General features: G+C 64.2%; 19 protein-coding genes. 6 read left to right on the forward strand and 13 right to left on the reverse strand.

From position 1 onward, the window contains the following. The first annotated feature begins 177 nt into the window (after positions 1-177). Together ACYOEI_RS04700 and ACYOEI_RS04705 are read left to right on the forward strand one after the other, a co-directional pair. Positions 178-789 (forward strand): Uma2 family endonuclease, encoded by a 612-nt coding sequence (locus tag ACYOEI_RS04700; RefSeq protein WP_462848164.1) that lies wholly within the window; start codon positions 178-180, stop codon positions 787-789. Between the two features lie 295 nt (positions 790-1084). Further along, on the forward strand, positions 1085-1696 hold the full coding sequence (locus ACYOEI_RS04705) for a Uma2 family endonuclease (RefSeq protein WP_462848165.1): 612 nt from the start codon (positions 1085-1087) through the stop codon (positions 1694-1696). Between the two features lie 17 nt (positions 1697-1713). On the opposite strand, the gene ACYOEI_RS04710 is transcribed toward ACYOEI_RS04705, so the two are convergent. Continuing rightward, on the reverse strand, positions 1714-3105 hold the full coding sequence (locus ACYOEI_RS04710) for a sigma 54-interacting transcriptional regulator (protein ID WP_462848166.1): 1392 nt from the start codon (positions 3103-3105) through the stop codon (positions 1714-1716). Positions 3106-3191: 86 nt separating this feature from the next. Here ACYOEI_RS04710 and ACYOEI_RS04715 point away from each other — a divergent pair, with 86 nt between their 5' ends. Continuing rightward, positions 3192-4214, forward strand: a complete 1023-nt coding sequence (locus tag ACYOEI_RS04715; protein ID WP_462848167.1) for a 2-dehydro-3-deoxygalactonokinase — start codon at positions 3192-3194, stop codon at positions 4212-4214. 79 nt (positions 4215-4293) lie between these two features. Here the strand turns inward: ACYOEI_RS04715 and ACYOEI_RS04720 are convergent, their stop codons facing one another. From ACYOEI_RS04720 to ACYOEI_RS04760, 9 genes are all read right to left on the reverse strand, one after another. Next, the gene (locus tag ACYOEI_RS04720) at positions 4294-5091 is read right to left on the reverse strand and encodes a S24 family peptidase (protein ID WP_462848168.1); all 798 of its coding nucleotides are present in this window, start codon (positions 5089-5091) and stop codon (positions 4294-4296) included. Positions 5092-5423: 332 nt separating this feature from the next. Continuing rightward, positions 5424-5723: a metal-sulfur cluster assembly factor gene (locus ACYOEI_RS04725; protein ID WP_462848169.1), complete on the reverse strand. Its 300-nt coding sequence runs from the start codon at positions 5721-5723 to the stop codon at positions 5424-5426. Between the two features lie 25 nt (positions 5724-5748). Then, positions 5749-6063, reverse strand: a complete 315-nt coding sequence (locus tag ACYOEI_RS04730; RefSeq protein ID WP_462848170.1) for a non-heme iron oxygenase ferredoxin subunit — start codon at positions 6061-6063, stop codon at positions 5749-5751. 13 nt (positions 6064-6076) lie between these two features. After that, entirely contained in the window at positions 6077-6556 is a 480-nt protein-coding gene (locus ACYOEI_RS04735) for a SufE family protein (protein WP_462848171.1), read from the reverse strand. Positions 6557-6728: 172 nt separating this feature from the next. Next, positions 6729-7583, reverse strand: a complete 855-nt coding sequence (locus ACYOEI_RS04740) for a sulfurtransferase (RefSeq protein WP_462848172.1) — start codon at positions 7581-7583, stop codon at positions 6729-6731. A gap of 102 nt (positions 7584-7685) precedes the next feature. Further along, complete coding sequence (gene sufD / locus ACYOEI_RS04745; protein ID WP_462848173.1) at positions 7686-9029, reverse strand: Fe-S cluster assembly protein SufD; 1344 nt, start codon at positions 9027-9029, stop codon at positions 7686-7688. A gap of 345 nt (positions 9030-9374) precedes the next feature. After that, positions 9375-10790, reverse strand: a complete 1416-nt coding sequence (sufB, locus tag ACYOEI_RS04750; protein ID WP_462848174.1) for a Fe-S cluster assembly protein SufB — start codon at positions 10788-10790, stop codon at positions 9375-9377. Between the two features lie 32 nt (positions 10791-10822). Continuing rightward, positions 10823-11656 (reverse strand): Fe-S cluster assembly ATPase SufC, encoded by an 834-nt coding sequence (gene sufC / locus ACYOEI_RS04755; protein WP_462848176.1) that lies wholly within the window; start codon positions 11654-11656, stop codon positions 10823-10825. An 82-nt stretch (positions 11657-11738) separates the two neighbouring features. Next, the gene (locus ACYOEI_RS04760) at positions 11739-12389 is read right to left on the reverse strand and encodes a helix-turn-helix transcriptional regulator (RefSeq protein ID WP_462848177.1); all 651 of its coding nucleotides are present in this window, start codon (positions 12387-12389) and stop codon (positions 11739-11741) included. Between the two features lie 301 nt (positions 12390-12690). Here ACYOEI_RS04760 and ACYOEI_RS04765 point away from each other — a divergent pair, with 301 nt between their 5' ends. Further along, entirely contained in the window at positions 12691-14028 is a 1338-nt protein-coding gene (locus ACYOEI_RS04765; protein WP_462848178.1) for a DUF1501 domain-containing protein, read from the forward strand. A 137-nt stretch (positions 14029-14165) separates the two neighbouring features. Here ACYOEI_RS04765 and ACYOEI_RS04770 read toward each other — a convergent pair whose 3' ends face one another. From ACYOEI_RS04770 to ACYOEI_RS04780, 3 genes are all read right to left on the reverse strand, one after another. Further along, positions 14166-14309, reverse strand: a complete 144-nt coding sequence (locus ACYOEI_RS04770; protein WP_462848179.1) for a hypothetical protein — start codon at positions 14307-14309, stop codon at positions 14166-14168. A gap of 180 nt (positions 14310-14489) precedes the next feature. Further along, a complete protein-coding gene (locus ACYOEI_RS04775) occupies positions 14490-15083 on the reverse strand; it encodes an LOG family protein (RefSeq protein WP_462848180.1) in 594 nt (197 codons plus the stop codon). 6 nt (positions 15084-15089) lie between these two features. After that, positions 15090-15902 carry a hypothetical protein gene (locus tag ACYOEI_RS04780; RefSeq protein WP_462848181.1) on the reverse strand — a complete coding sequence of 271 codons (813 nt, stop codon included), beginning with the start codon at positions 15900-15902 and terminating at the stop codon, positions 15090-15092. A 148-nt stretch (positions 15903-16050) separates the two neighbouring features. On the opposite strand from ACYOEI_RS04780, the gene ACYOEI_RS04785 reads away from it, so the two are divergent. Both ACYOEI_RS04785 and ACYOEI_RS04790 read left to right on the forward strand, forming a co-directional pair. Further along, positions 16051-16365, forward strand: a complete 315-nt coding sequence (locus ACYOEI_RS04785; protein ID WP_462848182.1) for a Rieske (2Fe-2S) protein — start codon at positions 16051-16053, stop codon at positions 16363-16365. 56 nt (positions 16366-16421) lie between these two features. Continuing rightward, positions 16422-17417, forward strand: a complete 996-nt coding sequence (locus ACYOEI_RS04790) for an NADPH:quinone reductase (protein WP_462848183.1) — start codon at positions 16422-16424, stop codon at positions 17415-17417. The last annotated feature ends 57 nt before the right edge of the window (positions 17418-17474 follow it).

Consider the following 17474-nt stretch of genomic DNA (forward strand, 5'->3'; position numbering starts at 1 on the left):
TCGCGTCCATGCTGTGAATCAAAGCCCGGGCCCTTCCCGAGCGCCCGGGATCCTATCCGATTCCAACCGTGCCGAGAAGCGGAATCGTTCGGCTGGACGCTAGGGCGACCTCGCGAGAGAATTGATTCGAGAGGCGGAGGCTGTCCGTCCTGATGTCTTCCGATCAAGGAGCCGTCGATGGACATTCTGGTGAAAGACCCCTTCATGCAACGGCGACTGATCGCCCACCGCAAAAAAACAGGCGCGGACCGCTGGGATGAGGTCTGGGACGGGATTTATAATATGTCGCCTCTCCCAAATAACCTGCATCAATGGCTGGTCAGTAAGCTCCTCTTCGTATTAAGCATGGCCGTCGAGCCAGTGGAAGGAACGGTCCTAGCCCAGGTCAATGTCAGCGATCGCGGGAAGGGCTGGGCCAAGAATTACCGACAGCCGGACGTCGCCGTGATGCTCCCGGGCGGCAAGGCCCAAGACCTTGTCACTCACTACCGAGGCGGGCCCGACTTCGTCGTCGAGATCCTCAGCCCCCACGACCGAGCCCGGGAGAAGCTCCCCTTCTACGCTGGCATCGGCGTCCGGGAGCTCCTCCTCATCGACCGCGATCCCTGGACCCTCGAGCTCTATAGGCTCAACGACGAGGAACTCTCACTCGTCGGCCGAGTCGTCGCCGAAGTCGATCCGGCCCTCGCGAGCGCCGTCTTGTCCCTTAACTTCGCATTCACGGCTGGCCAAGATAGGCCTTTCATCGACATCGTCCATCAGGTTGACGGATCGCGATGGCGGATCTGACCATCGCCAAACTCGTAGTCGAGTGGGTCGCAGTTCATAAAACGGGCTTGGTCCTCGGGATCGGGAATGCAAAGTTTGAGGATCCATCAAACTGTCGATGGAACCCCGGCCGGCAGGTGATGAGTCACATCTGAGCTTCGCGGCATAAACCATTGAGTTTTTAATGTTTCAATTTAAATTAATTGCATAATTTAAAATGGGGCCGCTCCTCTGGACCTTTCACCCGCAAACGTGTGAGAACTGAGATTGATGGTGGAGAGGGATCGTTCCGCAGTCTCCGGGTGAGGACGCATCGATGGACATCCTGGTGACGGATCCCTGGTTACAGCGCCGCCTGATCACTCGTCGCAGAAGAACAGGAGCGGACCGCTGGGATGAGGTCTGGGACGGGACCTATGTCATGTCACCTTCTCCCAATAACCTTCATCAATGGCTTGCCTTCGAACTCGCGATCGTGCTCCGCACGGTCGTTTTGCCTAGCGGAGGTCTAGTCTGCACCCAGGTCAATGTCAGCGATCGCGGGAAGGGCTGGGCCAAGAATTACCGACAGCCGGACGTCGCCGTGATGCTCCCGGGCGGCAAGGCCCAAGACCTTGTCACTCACTACCGAGGCGGGCCCGACTTCGTCGTCGAGATCCTCAGCCCCCACGACCGAGCCCGGGAGAAGCTCCCCTTCTACGCTGGCATCGGCGTCCGGGAGCTCCTCCTCATCGACCGCGATCCCTGGACCCTCGAGCTCTATAGGCTCAACGACGAGGAACTCTCACTCGTCGGCCGAGTCGTCGCCGAAGTCGATCCGGCCCTCGCGAGCGCCGTCTTGTCCCTTAACTTCGCATTCACGGCTGGCCAAGATAGGCCTTTCATCGACATCGTCCATCAGGTTGATGGATCGCGATGGCGGATCTGACCATCGCCATGCTCATCTCATGTTCGCTGCGCATTCGTCGGCGGGACATCTTCCGCGGGCTCGGGGACGTCGGGCAGCCCCAGTTCCTTGATCCTCCGATAGAGTCTCGGACGGGAGATGCCGAGCCATTCGGCCGCGCGTGACTTATTCTGGCGGGCTCGCACGAGCGCACTCTCGATCAACCGCCGCTCGACCTGGGTCAGGAGCTCGTCGAGGGGCGTCAACGGCGGCGGGAGGGGCGGAGGCAGGTAGGCCGATCCCAGGTGGCCTCGAATGGCCTGGGGGAGATCGTCCGGTGTGATCAGGTCTCCCTCGGCATTTTGGTGGGCCTCGTCGACGACCCTGGCCAGTTCTCGGACGTTCCCCGGCCAGTCGTAGCCGGAGAGGGTCGAGAGGGCCGCCTCGGTGAACCCTCCCTTCTGACAGGCTCCGCGAGCGTTCGCTCGTTCGAGGAGTTGCTGGGCCAACAACGGGAGGTCGTCGAGTCGTTCGCGGAGAGGAGCGAGGCGGATCACCATCGTCGTGAGGGCGTAGTAAAGGTCGGGGCGTAGTCGCTCGTCACGGAGGGCCGCATCGGGATCCCCATTCATCGTCGCGATGATGCGGACACCCGAATCCTGGATCATCGCCAGCCTCCCCTGAAGGTCGCGAGGGAGCTCGAGGATGTCGCCGATCAGGAGTGACGCCCCTTCGGGTATCGGCAACCTTGGTGCCTCGTCGGCGCCGAATAGCTCACGTTCGAGGACCTCGGCAGGGAGCGCGGCGCAATCGAAAGGGAGGATCGGCGATTGGCGTCGGGTGCTTTGCAGGTGGATCGTGCGGGCGATCAATCGCTTACCGGTCCCGGGTTCGCCCACGATCAAGACTGCGGCCGACGTCGAGGCCGCCGCGGCAACCTGGTCGAGGAGTCTCCTGTGCGCGGGGCCAGTGCCGATCAGGCTGTCGGATCCGTGGCGGCTCAGCAGTTGGTCGCGAACCTCGAGCAATTCGGCTCGTAATCGCTGCGAAGGGGCCTCGGCGGCGACGGGGAGCGTGTCCGCCGGTCCGACCAGACCGAAGATCCCTTGGAGTACCCCCTTGTCGTCGTGGAAAGGACGGTACTCGACCCACCTCCAACGTCGCTCCCCGCTCGGGTGAACCACCAGGGTCTGTGCCGCCGAGGGTTTGCCGGCAAGTGTTTCTGGGGGAGGGTAGAAACTCCCGCCTAAACCCGCCAGGTCGCCGGTGCGTGAGGGGCCGTGCGCGTGACAAAGCACGCCGGCGGCCTCTTCGGCGGAGTAGCCGGTGAGATCTTCCCAGGCGCGATTGACCCAGATCACACGACAATCGGCACTGAGCCAAAACGCGGGCTCGCGAACGTGTTGCCAGAGGCCATCCAGCCTGGCGCCCGAAATGCGAGAAGACGCCATGTGTCCGATCGATTACTCTTGGAGAGAGACGGGATGAACGATCGTCCTAGGATCATCTTGGCCCGAGTCGAAGGCAAGAGAAATCAATGAGCCGAGAACCGATCCGCTGGGCTGTCGCGCTCGACGGTGGGACGACCAATACGCGAGCCCGCCTGATCCATGAAGGGCAGGTGGTAAGCACCGCCCGGAGAGCCGTCGGGGTCCGCGACTCGGTGCGAGGCGCCGGGCCCGCGACACTCGCCCAGGCGGTCCGCGAAGCCATCGAAGAAGTCCTGGGTTCGGACGGAAGCATCACGCTCGACGCGATCGTGGCCGCCGGGATGCTCTCGGCCGATGTCGGCCTCGCCTCCGTGCCGCACGTCGTCGCCCCGGCCGGCGTCGAGGAGTTGGCACAAGCCGCGGTCCTCCGGGATCTGCCCGAGGTCTCCGACCAACCGATTCTTTTCGTCCCTGGTGTTCGAACGATGCCCTCGGCCGGACTCGACGGTTGGGCGGTCGCGGACATGATGCGCGGTGAGGAGTGCGAAACGCTCGGGGCGTGGTCGTTGCGTGCTCAAGGAGACGGAGGCTCGGAGCCCTCCGGGGAGACCGTCTACGTCTGGCCCGGCTCGCACACCAAGGTCGTCGTCGTCGACCCGTCGGGACGGATCGTCCGCAGTCATACGACCCTGGCGGGTGAGATCACATCGGCGATTGCTCGACATACCTTGATCGCGGCAAGCCTTCCCGAAGCCTTGCCCGACGACCCCGATCCCGAGTCCGTCGCCGCGGGAGCCCGGATCGTGGCACGCGAGGGCCTGGGACGCGCGGCATTCCTGGTGCGGATCGCCGCCGTCATGTCCGCGCTCGACCTCCACCACCGCGCCTCGTTCTGGATCGGTGCGGTCATCGCCGACGATGTCGGCCATTTGATCCGGCACCCGATCCTTTCAGGACAAGGTCGGGTTCTGGTCGGCGGTCGCCAACCGCAGCGGAGTTTATACGCGGGGTTGCTCGGTGAGGGTTACGGTGGGATCGTCGAGGAACTCCACGACGACCTGATCGAGAGGGCCTCGGCGTCGGGTGCATTGGCCGTCGCCCGACGTCACCGCGAACGGTTCGGGCGGTGATTCAGGGTCGAGGGCCGGCGTTTGCCGACGCCCGGTCGAGCCATGGGGGGGTATCAGGGGGGGAGATCGATCGGGCCTTTCACGACTCGTTGAACTTGCTCCACGAGCAGACCACCTGCCCGATGATCAGGTCGCGGACCGAGCGGTCGAGTTCGATTGGGATCAACGGATGATCGCGTGTGGGCTGGTTCGGTCGAAAGATCAGATGGCGTTCCGAGACGTCGAGCCAACGGATCACGGGCTGTCCTTCGGGACAGGCCGCGACGATCTGCCCCTGGAGGCGCTGGGGATCGTTGACCGACCGATCGACGGCCACGACCGAGCCTGGCGGGAGGATCGGATTCATGGTGTCGTCATCGAGGCGGACACCCACCGTTTCCTCCGGGTTCGGGACCCAGTGGCGGAATGCCATCACCTGGCCGTTCGCTCGAGCACGGTCCAACGGCTTGCGAGCGAGGTCGCGAAGCCCGACGAGCCGGATCGGGACGAACTCCGACGAGCCGGAACCGGAAAGCGAGTCATTCGAGAAGGACGACGGAGGCGGGGTCTGCTCGAGCTTCTCGAGGCCCCGGCGGATCAGCTCGATCGGGGTCAAATCAGTAAGGGCCCCGACGCCCGAGCGGAGATACTTGGGCCCGTCCCCGGAAAGGAGCCAGGCGGGGTTGGCGCCTGTCTGCTCGATGAACGCGAGCAGGACTTCCGCCGGGACGGTCACACCGGTCTCGTAGTTGTACCAGGTCCGGGCCGGGAGCCCGAGCCGTCGGGCGAGTTCGGGGCCGCCGTGCTCGCCAAAGAGTTCCTGACGCACTTCCCTCAGGCGACGCGAGAGCGACGCCTTCACGTTCACACGAACTTTCGGTGTCTTCTTTCGAGCCACGACGCTCAATCCCGCGTACGGGACCCCCCCAGGGGCTACCCCACCCATTGCCAAGGCATCGCAAAGCTTGTATCTTGCCTAGAAAGAAAAAATGCCGCCCGATCATTCCAGGATCGGGTGCCTATGAGACCTTCTTTAACTCGATGCAAGCCCTTCGTGCCCACGCTTTCGAAGACATAGTGTATCAGAGGAATTCGGCGGGGTCACCAGCTTTGACACAATTCCCTGAAAAATCTCAAGGATGTGGCGGCGAAGCATCGCGTCAGAAGAAAGCCATGTTTACTTGCACCGGGGGAGGAGTCGCGGCGGCTGGCCAATTAAAGAACATTCTTTTAAAAGATCCCGAGTTCGTCGCGGGCTTCGTCCGACATTTTGTCGGGGGACCAGGGGGGGGACATGACGAGCTTGACGTTCGCCTTGGTGACACCTTCGATGCCTTCGATCGCCGTCACGGCGTTGCGGAGGATTTCCGGGCCGGCGGGGCATGCGGGGGTCGTCAGTGTCATCTCGACGTCGACGTTTTCCTCGCGGGTCTGGATCGTGTAGATCAGCCCGAGGTCGACGATGTTCACGTTCAGCTCGGGGTCCATGACGGTGCGGAGGGCGTTCAGAATCGCCTCTTGGTCGGCCATCGCGAGAGTCTCCTGGCGTGATGCCTCAATCGTTGAGCGCGACGAAAATGTCGTCGCCCCGGACCTGGACGGTGTGGCTCGTGACCGGCTCGACGGCCGGGAAGCAAAGGGCCTGCCCGGTCCGGACGTCGAACCTGGCCCCGTGGCGCGGACATTGGATCTCGCAGCCTTCGAGGTCTCCCTCGGCGAGCGGTCCACCGTCGTGCGTGCAGACGTCGTCGATCGCATAATACGACCCGTCGACGTTGAAGACCGCGATCGGTCGACCGTCGACCTCGGCCAAATACTTGCCGCCCGGGGGCAATTCCGAGCGGTCCACCACTTTCACGAAATCCACCATGTCGGGACCATCCTCAGGATTGGTTGGTTTCGGCCGGGGAACCGTTCGAGTTCGAGTTCGAGTTCGAGGCGCGTGCGATCGCGGCACGGGCGACCTCGGCCTTCAAACGCCGGAGGACCCCGCTCAGCCCGCGGACGCGGAGCATCCCGAGGATCTCCGGCAGTCCGATCCGATCGATCAGGTCGTCTCGCACGGCCAGGACCTCTTCGACCGAAGCCCCGTTCAGGCCCTCGACCAGGATCGCGACGAACCCTCGGACCGTGGGCGCCTCGATCGGGGCGTCGGCATGGATCGCGACCTTGTCCGCTTCGAGTTCGACGAACAAGAAGACGGGCGACTGGCACTCCTCGACCCGGTGGGCGGCGTCCTTGTGTTCGGCGAGACGATCCGGCAAGGCTGGGAGGTTCTTGGCGAAGTCGATCAAGAGCTCGATGCGCTCCTGCCGGTCGGCCTCGCCGAGTTCCGTGACGATCGAGTCGAGCGAGGCGGCCATGGGCCCTCCCGAGTGAGTGGGGCGAGTCGCTCCCGCCCGGTTTGTTGGAAAACGGAGCGTCGCTCCAACTCATCAGGCCCGCCGTGACGACAGGGAAACCGCCGTCACGCCGGTCCGGCTGATCCGTCTCATGCCACCATTGGCAGGACGGTGTGATCGACCGAGAAACGTATCAGACCCCTTTGGCGATCGGGGCGCGGACGAGGTTGCCCCACTCGCACCACGAGCCGTCGTAGTTGCGGACCTTGCCGTACCCCAGCAGATAGGTCAGCACGTACCAGGTGAGGCTCGACCGCTCGCCGATCCGGCAGTAGGCGACCACGTCGTCGGTGGGCTTGAGGCCGACTTCGCCCTGGTAGATTGCCTTCAGCTCGTCGGCCGACTTGAACGTCCCGTCCTCATTAACGGCCCTCGCCCAGGGGACGCTCACCGCGCCCGGGATGTGGCCGCCTCGCAGGGACCCTTCCTGCGGATAGTCTTCCATGTGCAGCTTCTCGCCCGTGAACTCCTTCGGGCTGCGGACGTCGAGCAGGGGCTTGCCGGACGTCGAGTGCTCGAGGACGGCGTCCCGGAAGATCCGGATTTTCTCTTCCTGGCCGGGCTGGGCCTTGTAGTCGGTGGCGGGATACTGCGGCACGTCCTTCGATTGGGGCCGATTCTGGTCGACCCAGAGCTTCCGGCCGCCGTTCATGATCCGGCAATCCTTGTGGCCGAACAACTTGAACGCCCAGAAGGCGTAGCACGCCCACCAGTTCGACTTGTCGCCGTAGAAGACGACCGTCGTGTCGTTGGCGATGCCGGCCCGAGAGCAGATGGCGGCGAACTTCTCCGCGTCGATGTAGTCGCGGACGATCTGATCCTGGAGATCCCCCTGCCAGTCGATCTTCACCGCGCCAGGCACATGCCCCATGTCGTAGAGCAAGACATCTTCATCGCTCTCGACGATCCGGACCTTGGGGTCGTTCTTGTGCTCTTCGACCCAGTCCGCCGAGACGAGCACCTCGGGATGGACGTACGATTCTCCCATGGCGGGCATTCTCCGTTGGAGTGGCGTGGCGTTCGCGTTGGGTTTCGATGTTCGGTCGACGTCGAAACGAAGGTGCGTTCGACGGAGCATCTCGCCGAGGGATCAGGCTGTCGGCGAATCCTCGAGACCGCGCAGCTTGTCGGCGACGGCTTGTCGGAGCGTCTCGCGGACCGGCTCGAGAGTAATCCGGTCGTAGACGTTAGCGAAGAACCCTTCGACGATGAGGCGGATCGCAGTCTCCCGATCGACGCCGCGCGAGAGGGCGTAGAAGATCATGTCCTCGTCGACCCGGCCAGCGGTCGCGCCGTGGGTGCAGCGGACGTCGTTCGCCTCGATCTCGAGCCCGGGGATCGAGTCGGCTCGGGCCGATTCGGAGAGGACGAGATTGTCATTCTTCTGATAGGCGTCGGTCTTCTGCGCGTCCTTCTCGACCCGGATCATTCCCTTCCAGACCACACGCGACTTGCCCTTGAGGCCTCCCTTGTAGAGGAGGTCGCTCGTGGTGTTCGGGGCCTGGTGATCTTGTCGGGTGAAGTAGGCCAGGTGCTGACGCTCGGTCGTGAACATGACACCGTTGACCTGGGCCCGAGCCCCCTGCCCCGTCAAGGCAACCTCCTGGTTGACCTTCGAGAGGCGCGATCCGAGGCCGCCGACCGTCCACTGCAAGGTCGCATCCGCGCCGACGAGGGCACGTTCGCGGCTGAAGTGCCAGGTCCCGGCGTCCCAGTTCTGGATGTTGACGAACCGGAACCGAGACGCCCGCCCGACGACGATCTCCACGGCCCCGACATGCAAGCCCGGGGCGTTCGACCGGTCGCGGCCCGCGGTCTCGCGAACCAGGGTCGCCTCGGCCTCATCCTCGACCACGATCAGCGTGTGGTCGAGGTCGACCTTCCCCTCCCGGGCGAGGCCGACGAGGCTGAACAGGGGTGCTTCGACCTTGATCCCTTTAGGGACGTAGAGCAGCGTCCCTCCCGTCCAAAACGCGGCATGGAGCGCCGACAGGGCATCGGTGCCGGGGCTCACGACTTCCGTGAGGAGGTACCGCTCAAGCAGCTCGGGGAATTCTTTGACCGCCCGCCCGAGGTCCATGAAGACCGCCCCGCCAAGCCTGGAGGGGTCGGCCGAGCGTGTGGGTTGAGCGTTGACATGTTCAATGCCGGTGGCGTAATTCGTGACGAGCGCGTCCCAGGCCGGTTCCAGCGCCTTGCGGGTTTCGGCATCCGGGGAAGCCGTCTCGGGGGGGCTGAAGTTATCGAGCTTGAGGGCCCGGATGTCGGTCCGGCGCCACTCCTCGTCGCGGCTGGTCGGCCAGGCCATGGCCTGGAAGATCGAGAACGCCTGCCGGCGACGGTCCTGGAGCCACTTCGGCTCGTCGCGGCCCTTCAAGAAACGGTCGAACGTTGCCTGATTGAAGCCGCTTTGAAGAGTAGCTGTGGCGCTCATCGGTCTTTCTGTGCGTCTTGCGGCAAGGGCTCAGGTGGGACGATCCCATCCCGATCGTTGTAAGAGTCACGTCCAGGATCGACGTCGCGGCCCGAGAAGGGCGCGAGGCATGTCGGGGGACGCCCGACGGCGAACGACCCTGAGGTTAAATGGCCTCCGTCGTCGATCACCCTCGCCGAGCATTCGGGCGAGTCGCTCCGATCTAACCCGGCGGCTCCTCTTCTCGTCCAGAGGGCGATTCGACGGGGCCTACCCGTCGACCGCGCCTGGGGGGAAGCGCAGAGCCGTTGGGGACGTCGACGGACCGATCGACTCGGACGCCGACGCCCTCGAGGGTCCGAGTCGTCAGCCGACCGACCCTTCCATCTGGAGCTGGATGAGCTTGTTCATCTCGACAGCGTATTCCATCGGGAGCTCCTTGACGAGCGGCTCGATGAATCCGCTGACGATCATCGTGGAGGCCTCGGCCTCGGAAAGGCCGCGGCTCTTGAGGTAGAAGAGCTGCTCCTCGCCGATCTTGGAGACGCTGGCCTCGTGGCCGATCTTGACGTCGTCCTCGTCGATCTCGATGTAAGGGTAGGTGTCGGAACGGCTCATCGGGTCGAGGATCAAGGCGTCGCAGACGACGTTGGACTTCGCCCCCTTCGCGCCGCTGGCGACTTTCAAGAGGCCTCGGTAGCTGGCCCGACCACCGTTCTTGCTGATGCTCTTGGAGATGATCCGGGAGCTGGTGTAGGGGGCGGCGTGGACGACCTTGGCTCCGGCGTCCTGGTGCTGCCCCTTGCCGGCGAAGGCGATCGAGAGGATCTCGCCCCGGGCTCCCTTGCCGACCATGTACACGGCCGGATATTTCATCGTCAGGCGGCTGCCGAGGTTGCCGTCGACCCACTCCATCAGGGCGTCCTCGTGGGCGACGGCGCGCTTGGTCACGAGGTTGTAGATGTTATTCGCCCAGTTCTGGATCGTGGTGTAGCGACAGCGGCCCCCCTTCTTGACGACGATCTCGACCACGGCCGAGTGGAGGCTCTCGGTCGTGTAGATCGGGGCGGTGCACCCTTCGACGTAGTGGACCTGGGCCCCTTCCTCGACGATGATCAGCGTCCGCTCGAACTGGCCCATGTTCTCGGCGTTGATCCGGAAGTAGGCCTGGAGCGGGATGTCGACCTTCACGCCGGCGGGGATATAAACGAACGAGCCGCCCGACCAGACCGCCGAGTTGAGCGCGGCGAACTTGTTGTCGTGGATCGGGATGATCGTCGCGAAGTATTCCTTGAGGAGGTCGGGGTGCTCGCGGAGGGCGGTGTCGGTGTCGACGAAGATGACCCCCTTCTTCTGGAGGTCGTCGCGGAGGCTGTGGTAGACGACCTCGGACTCGTACTGGGCGCCGACGCCGGCGAGGAACTTCCGCTCGGCCTCGGGGATGCCGAGTTTTTCGAACGTGTTCTTGATGTCGGCGGGGACGTCGTCCCAGGTCTTCCCCTGGCGGTCGGCCGCCTTCATGTAGTAGTGGATATCGTTGTAGTTCAGCTCGGCGAGCTCGCCGCCCCAGGTCGGGGTCGGCTTCTGCCAGAAGACGTCGAGCGCCTTGAGGCGGAGTTGCCGCATCCAGTCGGGCTCGTTCTTCATCTCCGAGATCTGCTCGACGATCTCGCGGGTCAGTCCCTTGCCGCTCTTGAACGAGTAGTTCGCCTCCGAGTCGTGGAACCCGTACTTGTACTCGTCTTTGATCCCTTGAACTTGGCTGCCCAGGTCGGTCGCCATTGCGGTCTATCCCTTCCTCGGTGGTGGATGTTTCAGAACGCCGAACGGCCGGAGGACGCCGCCTGCTGCTCGAGCTCTTCCTCGTCCTTGGCCGCCTCGGGGTACTTGGAGCGGACCCAGTCGTAGCCCTCCGCCTCCAGGAGCGTGACGAGCTCGGGGCCGCCGCTCTCGACGATCCGGCCACCGTAGAAGATGTGGACGAATCCCGGCTTGATATAGTTCAAGATGCGTTGATAATGCGTGATCACCATGACGCCGGTGCCGTTCTTGGCCGCGACCCGGTTGACCCCCTCGGAGACGACCCGAACCGCGTCGATGTCGAGCCCGCTGTCGGTCTCGTCGAGGATCGCGAACGCCGGCCGGAGCATGGCCAGTTGGAGCACCTCGGCCCGCTTCTTCTCGCCGCCGGAGAAGCCTTCGTTGAGGTAGCGGCGGGCGAAGTCGGGGTCCATCCCGAGCTCATCCATCTGCTCGCGGAGCTCCTTGCGGAACTCGCGCATCGGGATCAGGTCTTGGCCTTCCTTGCGGTCCGGGCGGCGGACGTTGGTGACGGCGTGGCGGATGAAGTTGGCCACGGTCACGCCCGGGATCGACGTCGGGTACTGGAAGGCGAGGAAGACCCCGGCCTTGGCCCGCTCGTCGGCCTCGAGCTCGAGCAAATCGGTCCCGTCGAGTGTCACCGAGCCCTGCGTGACCTCGTAATTCGGATGCCCCATGAGCGCGTAGCTGAGGGTGCTCTTGCCCGAACCGTTGGGACCCATCAAGGCATGCACCTCACCTTGGCGAATGGTGAGGTTCACCCCCTTGAGGATCTCCTTGCCGTCGATGGCGACGTGGAGGTCGGTAATCTGAAGGACCTTGCTCATCAGTCTCCTGCCCTGTTGGGATCCGGTCGAAGAGGTTCCTATGCGGTCAGGTCGGCGGGCCCGCGCACCCGCGGGACCCCACTCAGACGGCCTTGGCCGGCCCAGACGTCACGATTGGCTTGGCCTCGAAGTCGCACGAGCGATGCCCGTCGAGCCGGCACTGGCTCAGGCGGAGCCCACGACCGAGGACTTTCTCGAACATTTTCCGTTCCATCGCGCAGACGGCCCGGTCGACTTCGGCGAGCTCGTAATAGGGGCAGGAGTGCTGCTTGAGCACCGACATCATACCCCCCTCACCTCGCGTGACCTCGGTCTCGACGCCGCGGTCGTGGAGGATCGTCCCGAGCTGCACAAGCCGGCCTTCCCACTCGTCCCCGGTCACCTGGGAGCGATAGAGCTCGGCCAGTCGTTCCGTGATCCGGCCGAAGAGGAGCCGGCGGAGCTTGCGGTCCTCGACCGCGTGCATCATCTCGTCCCAGAGGACCACGGCGAGGTCCGCGTAATTCTGGCCGAGTCGTTTATGCGCCTCGGCACTGGCATGGTAGGCGTGCTTCGGGCGCCCTCGGCCCCCGTGCTCAGCCCGGCGTTCCACCATGCCGGAGCCCACCAGCCGGGTCAAGCGGTTGCGGACCGCGGTCGGCGTCACGCCGAGGCGTTCCACCATCTCCGCCACCGAGAGCGGACCGTGACGTCGGATCAAATCGAGGAGCGAACGATCCGAAGACTCGGTCATATCCGTCTCTCCTCGCAGACACCCGACCTGCACCCCGACGACGGAACGATCCGGCCGTCGTGCTCATCGGTCACACCTCAGGAATTGTAAGGGGACGGACGCCCGGGGTCTATCGGACTTGAGGCATTTTCGACAAAAAGAATTGCGAAAACTCCCGCAAGGTTTCTCCATCCCCGAAATTTGGATTTGATGGAGAATTCTTAAGGGCATGGTTTGCACCAGGAACGGGTGCGGACTACAATGTTTAATACTTGCCGAACCGCGAGGCGAAGGCGAACAAGCCCTACCGGGGGACCGACGAATGCTGACCATTCAAGGCAGGAGCCATGGCGGCTTCTGCGATGGGATCTCGCGCCGAGATTTCTTGAAGATCGGTGGCCTGGCGCTGGGGGGAATGTCGCTTCCTCAGGTCCTCGCGGCCCAGGATTCGTCGGGCATGGGGCTCTCGCACAAGGCCGTGATCATGGTCTTCCTGGCGGGCGGCCCGCCGCACCAGGACATGTTCGACCTCAAACCCGACGCCCCGGCCGAAATCCGCGGCGAGTTCCGGTCGATCCCGACCAACGTCCCGGGCCTTGACATCTGCGAGCACATGCCGCGCCTCGCCAAGATCATGGACAAGATCGCCGTCATCCGTTCGCTCGTCGGTGCGCGCGGGGAGCACGCCGCCGTCCAGTGCCTCACGGGCTACTCGGCCGCCGACAGCAAGCAACAAGGGGGACGTCCCAGCCTCGGTGCCGTCGTGTCGAAGCTCCAGGGGCCCGTCGACTCGGCGGTCCCCCCGTTCGTCGGCCTCTCGCCCAAGATGGGCCACATGCCCTGGGCGAACAACGGCGACCCCGGCTATCTCGGCGTCAAGTACGCCCCCTTCACTCCGAACGGGGCAGGTCTCGAGAATCTGACTCTCAAGAACATCAGCCTCGGCCGTTTCGACGACCGCAAAGGCCTGCTCCGCAGCTTCGACGCCCTCCGCCAGGACGTCGACGCGAACGGCTCGATCGAGGGGATGGACGCCTTCACGCGCCGGGCCTTCGAGGTCCTTACCTCGACCAAGCTGGTCGATGCCCTCGACGTGACGAAGGAAGACCCCAGGCTTCGCGCGAAGTACGGCCACGGCGACATGGTCAACGTCGACGACGGTGGCCCTTGCTGCATGGACCACTTCCTGATGGCCCGCAGGCTCGTCGAGGCGGGCGTCCGATGCGTGACCATCGGGTTCGGCCGCTGGGATTACCACAGCGACAACTTCGGCCAGTGCCGCGAACGGCTTCCCAAGCTCGACATGGGCCTCTCGGCGCTGATCGAAGATCTCCACGCACGTGGCCTCGACAAGGACGTTACCGTCGTCGTCTGGGGCGAGTTCGGACGGACCCCGAAGATCAACGCCCAGGCCGGCCGCGACCACTGGCCCAGCGTCGCGTGTGCCTTGCTCGCCGGGGGGGGGATGAAGACGGGTCAGGTCATCGGCTCGACCAATCGCCTCGGCGAGGTCCCCAAGGATCGCCCCGTGACCTTCCAGGAGGTCTTCGCCACCCTCTACCACAACCTCGGCATCGACGCCTCGACCACGATCCCGAATCGGTTCGGGCGGCCGAATTACCTCGTCGATACCTTTACGCCGATGCCCGAGTTGGTCTGAACTTCTTCCCGCGAACCCACCGAACCCAAACGCCGAACCTCCCGGCTCACGCCCTCCCCCAAAAAGGGGTCGTCAAGGGCCTGAGCCGGGAGGTTCGTTTGGTGGATCGGGGCGTTCTCTTTCGAGATTCGGGCCGATCAAAGGCCGGCACCGCCAATATGCTTACGCTTCTTGGGATTGCGGACCCCGTGACGCTTGGGGCGGCGGCCCTTGGCGATCGGCGAGCTATCGGCCTTCTTGCGCCACTTGTAACTCTTGCGATGCTTGGTTTTCGTTTTCATGGACTCAGCCAACTCCGTACGTACCGTGGGCGAGCCTAGGCTCGCGCCGAAGGGAAGATTATTGCTAGGTAGGCGGCCCAAAATCAAGCGGAATTCGCAGGGATCGCGCCTCGACACAACCAAAACCCTCGCGACAGCAGGTCGACGGGCTGGGGTCGTTCCGAGTCGCGGGCCCCGGGATTAGGTCTCGTCGATCTTGATCCAGGTCCGATGCTTGGATCGTGGGCGGTGCTCGAGGAGTTGGCCTGCGATCGTGTCGGGATCGTCGGAGACGACGATGTCGAGGACTTCGTCCCGCTTCAGGAAGCCTTCCGAGACCGCGTGGTCGAGGAGCGACAGGAGCGGGTCGAAGTAGCCCGCGACGTTGAGGATTCCTATCGGCTTGCGATGAAGTCCCAGGGCGCTCCAGGTGAGGATTTCGAAGAGCTCCTCGTAGGTCCCGATCCCGCCGGGGAGCGTCAGGAATCCGGCCGAGAGGGATGCCATCAACGCCTTGCGCTCGTGCATCCCCCGGACGATGAAAAGTTCCGAGAGACCGTCGTGCGCGATTTCTTTCGTCGCGAGCGGGTCGGGGATCACGCCGACGACGCGACCGCCGGCCTTGAGCGACGCGTCGGCGACGGCCCCCATCAGGCCGACTCGACCGCCGCCGTAGACGAGGCCGAGTCCGCGAAGCGCCAGGGATTGCCCCAGTCGCACGGCCGTCTCGAGGTAGACTTCACGCGTGCCAGGGGAAGATCCACAAAAAACGCAGACATGCTGACGTTCAGGCATGAGGATTCAAGAACGGGCCTTGACGAGCTTGGATTCGGTGGTCGCATTCAGGACCAGGCCGTAATACGATCCGAGGAAAAAGAGCGTGTAGACGACCGCGACGATCAGTCCCACGATCACTCCGGACTCTCCGGAGGCCGCCTCGACCGCGATCTCGCGGAGCTTTTCTTTCGCACTCGGCGGAGGCGCCGCCGACGCCCCGGGAACCAGGCACCCCACGGTCAGCCCGGCGCACGCCGAGGCGAGGAGCGTTACCATCAGGTACATCAGGAAGAAGATCGAGAATGGATTCACCCGCTTCACTCGCTCCGAAGGGAGGCCGAGGAGGGAATTCATCTTCGCAACTTCATAGATCAGGCCGACTCGCGTGCGGACCAGGATCAGGCACATGAACACCCCGATCACAGCCAAGGTGCCGAACGTGACGGGGAGGCACCAGTACTGGATCCGGTTCAAGGGGATGATGGGAACGACTTCAGGCCTGGCATTCAGGAGCGCGGTCGAGGCCGCGAAGAGGAGCGAGGCCATCCCGAGGAAGATCCCAACGGACCGATTGCGGTCGGTGATGAGTTGATTGATGGTCCGAGAAATGTGCAGGTAGCGCACCTCGGGTGCGAGCGGTTGATGGGGCGAGGGCCTCCAGCCTGCGGCCGCCTCCTCGCCGATCATTTCAATCTCCGCGAGCTTTTGGTCAGCGGCCTCCTCGCCGAGGTCGTCGAGTTTCAAACCGTCGGTGTGGTCGAGGACCTTGTTCCCGAGCGGGGACGCCTCGGGAAAGGGCGAGTTGGGGGGCGACGTCGAGGGCTTGGGGTCGCTCATCGTCGGAATGTTTCCGGTTACCTTGCGAGAATCCTCTTGGGGTTCCCCCCCTTCGACACCGGCCGCTATCATGGGGTTCACGACGACGCCCCGCAAGAGGACGGTCGCGGCGCGTCCGGTCCCCCGCCCCCACCAGGATGCGCAAGCCTTGGAAGCCGAAAATTATCAGACGGTCGCCCGGGTCGGCGAGATCGTCGAGGGACGCGGACATCCGGCCGAGGTCGACGGTCGTCCGATCGCCGTCTTCCTGGAGTCGGGCGAGTATTACGCGATCGACGACATCTGCCCGCACAAGGGCCTTCCGCTCCACGACGGGATCGTTTACGACAAGTCGGTCACGTGCCTCTGGCACGGGTGGCGGTTCAGCCTGGTCGACGGCCGCCACATCGGGGGGTTCCGGACCTGCGTGGGGAGCTACCCCACCCGTGTCGTCGGGGACGAGATCCAGGTCCGGATCGACTGAGCCGAGCCCCGGTCCTACCCGCGACGAGACCTCGTGCCAGAACCGGAGCCAGACCGATGCGAGCCGCCTATCTCGAGAAGACAGGATCCCCCGAGGTCATCCAGGTGGGCGAACTGCCTCGCCCTAAACTCGGCCCCGGACAGGTGCTCGTCAAGGTCGGCGCCTCGGCCCTGAACCCGATCGACCTCTACTTCCGCTCCGGCTTCCTCCCGATCCTGTCCCCCTTGCCCTACGTCATCGGCTCGGACTTCGCCGGGACCGTCGAGGAGGTCGATCCGGGCTCGAAGCGCTTCCGCAAAGGTGACCGGGTCTGGGGCTCGAATCAAGGGATGTTCGGACGGCAAGGCACGGCCGCCGAGTTCATCGCGGTCGACGAAGATTGGCTCTACCCCACGTCCGACGTTGTCTCCGACGCCGAGGCCGCGGCGATGGCCCTCGTCGGGATCACCGCCCACCTCGGACTCTTCCAGCATGGCCGCCTCTCCGCAGGCGAGAAGCTCTACGTTCCCGGCGGTACGGGAGGCGTCGGCGCGATGGTCATCCAGATGGCCAAGGCCGTCGGGGCCAAGGTCGCCACCTCCTGCGGTACCCCCGAGAAGGTCGAGCTTTCCCGGAAGCTCGGGGCCGACCTCGCGCTCAACTACAAGACCGACGACCTACCCGCACGACTCCGAGAATTCGCCCCCGACGGCCTCGACCTCTGGTTCGAAACCCAGCGCGATCCCAACCTCGAGGTCTCCGTCCCCCTGCTCCGAAAGAAGGGCCGGATCATCCTCATCGCCGGGCGCACGGCCAAGCCGATCCTGCCCCTCGGCCCCTTATACACAAGGGACTGCTCGCTACTCGGCTTCGCCATGTTCAACGCCTCCCCCGACGAACAACGCCGATGCGCCGACGACATGTACCGCTGGTGCGAATCCGGGCGTCTCAAGGGGCTAGTCGGGCAGGCCTTCACGCTCGATCAGGCCGCCCAGGCCGAGGAGTTCCTGGAGGCCAACACCGTCGGTGGGGCCGGGACACTGACCGGCAAGGTGGTCATCTCGGTCGCCTGAACCCGAACTATTGACAACTCCCGACGAAACAGACCAAATATCTACATAGAATCATGT

It is taken from the genome of Singulisphaera rosea (genome assembly GCF_054877945.1).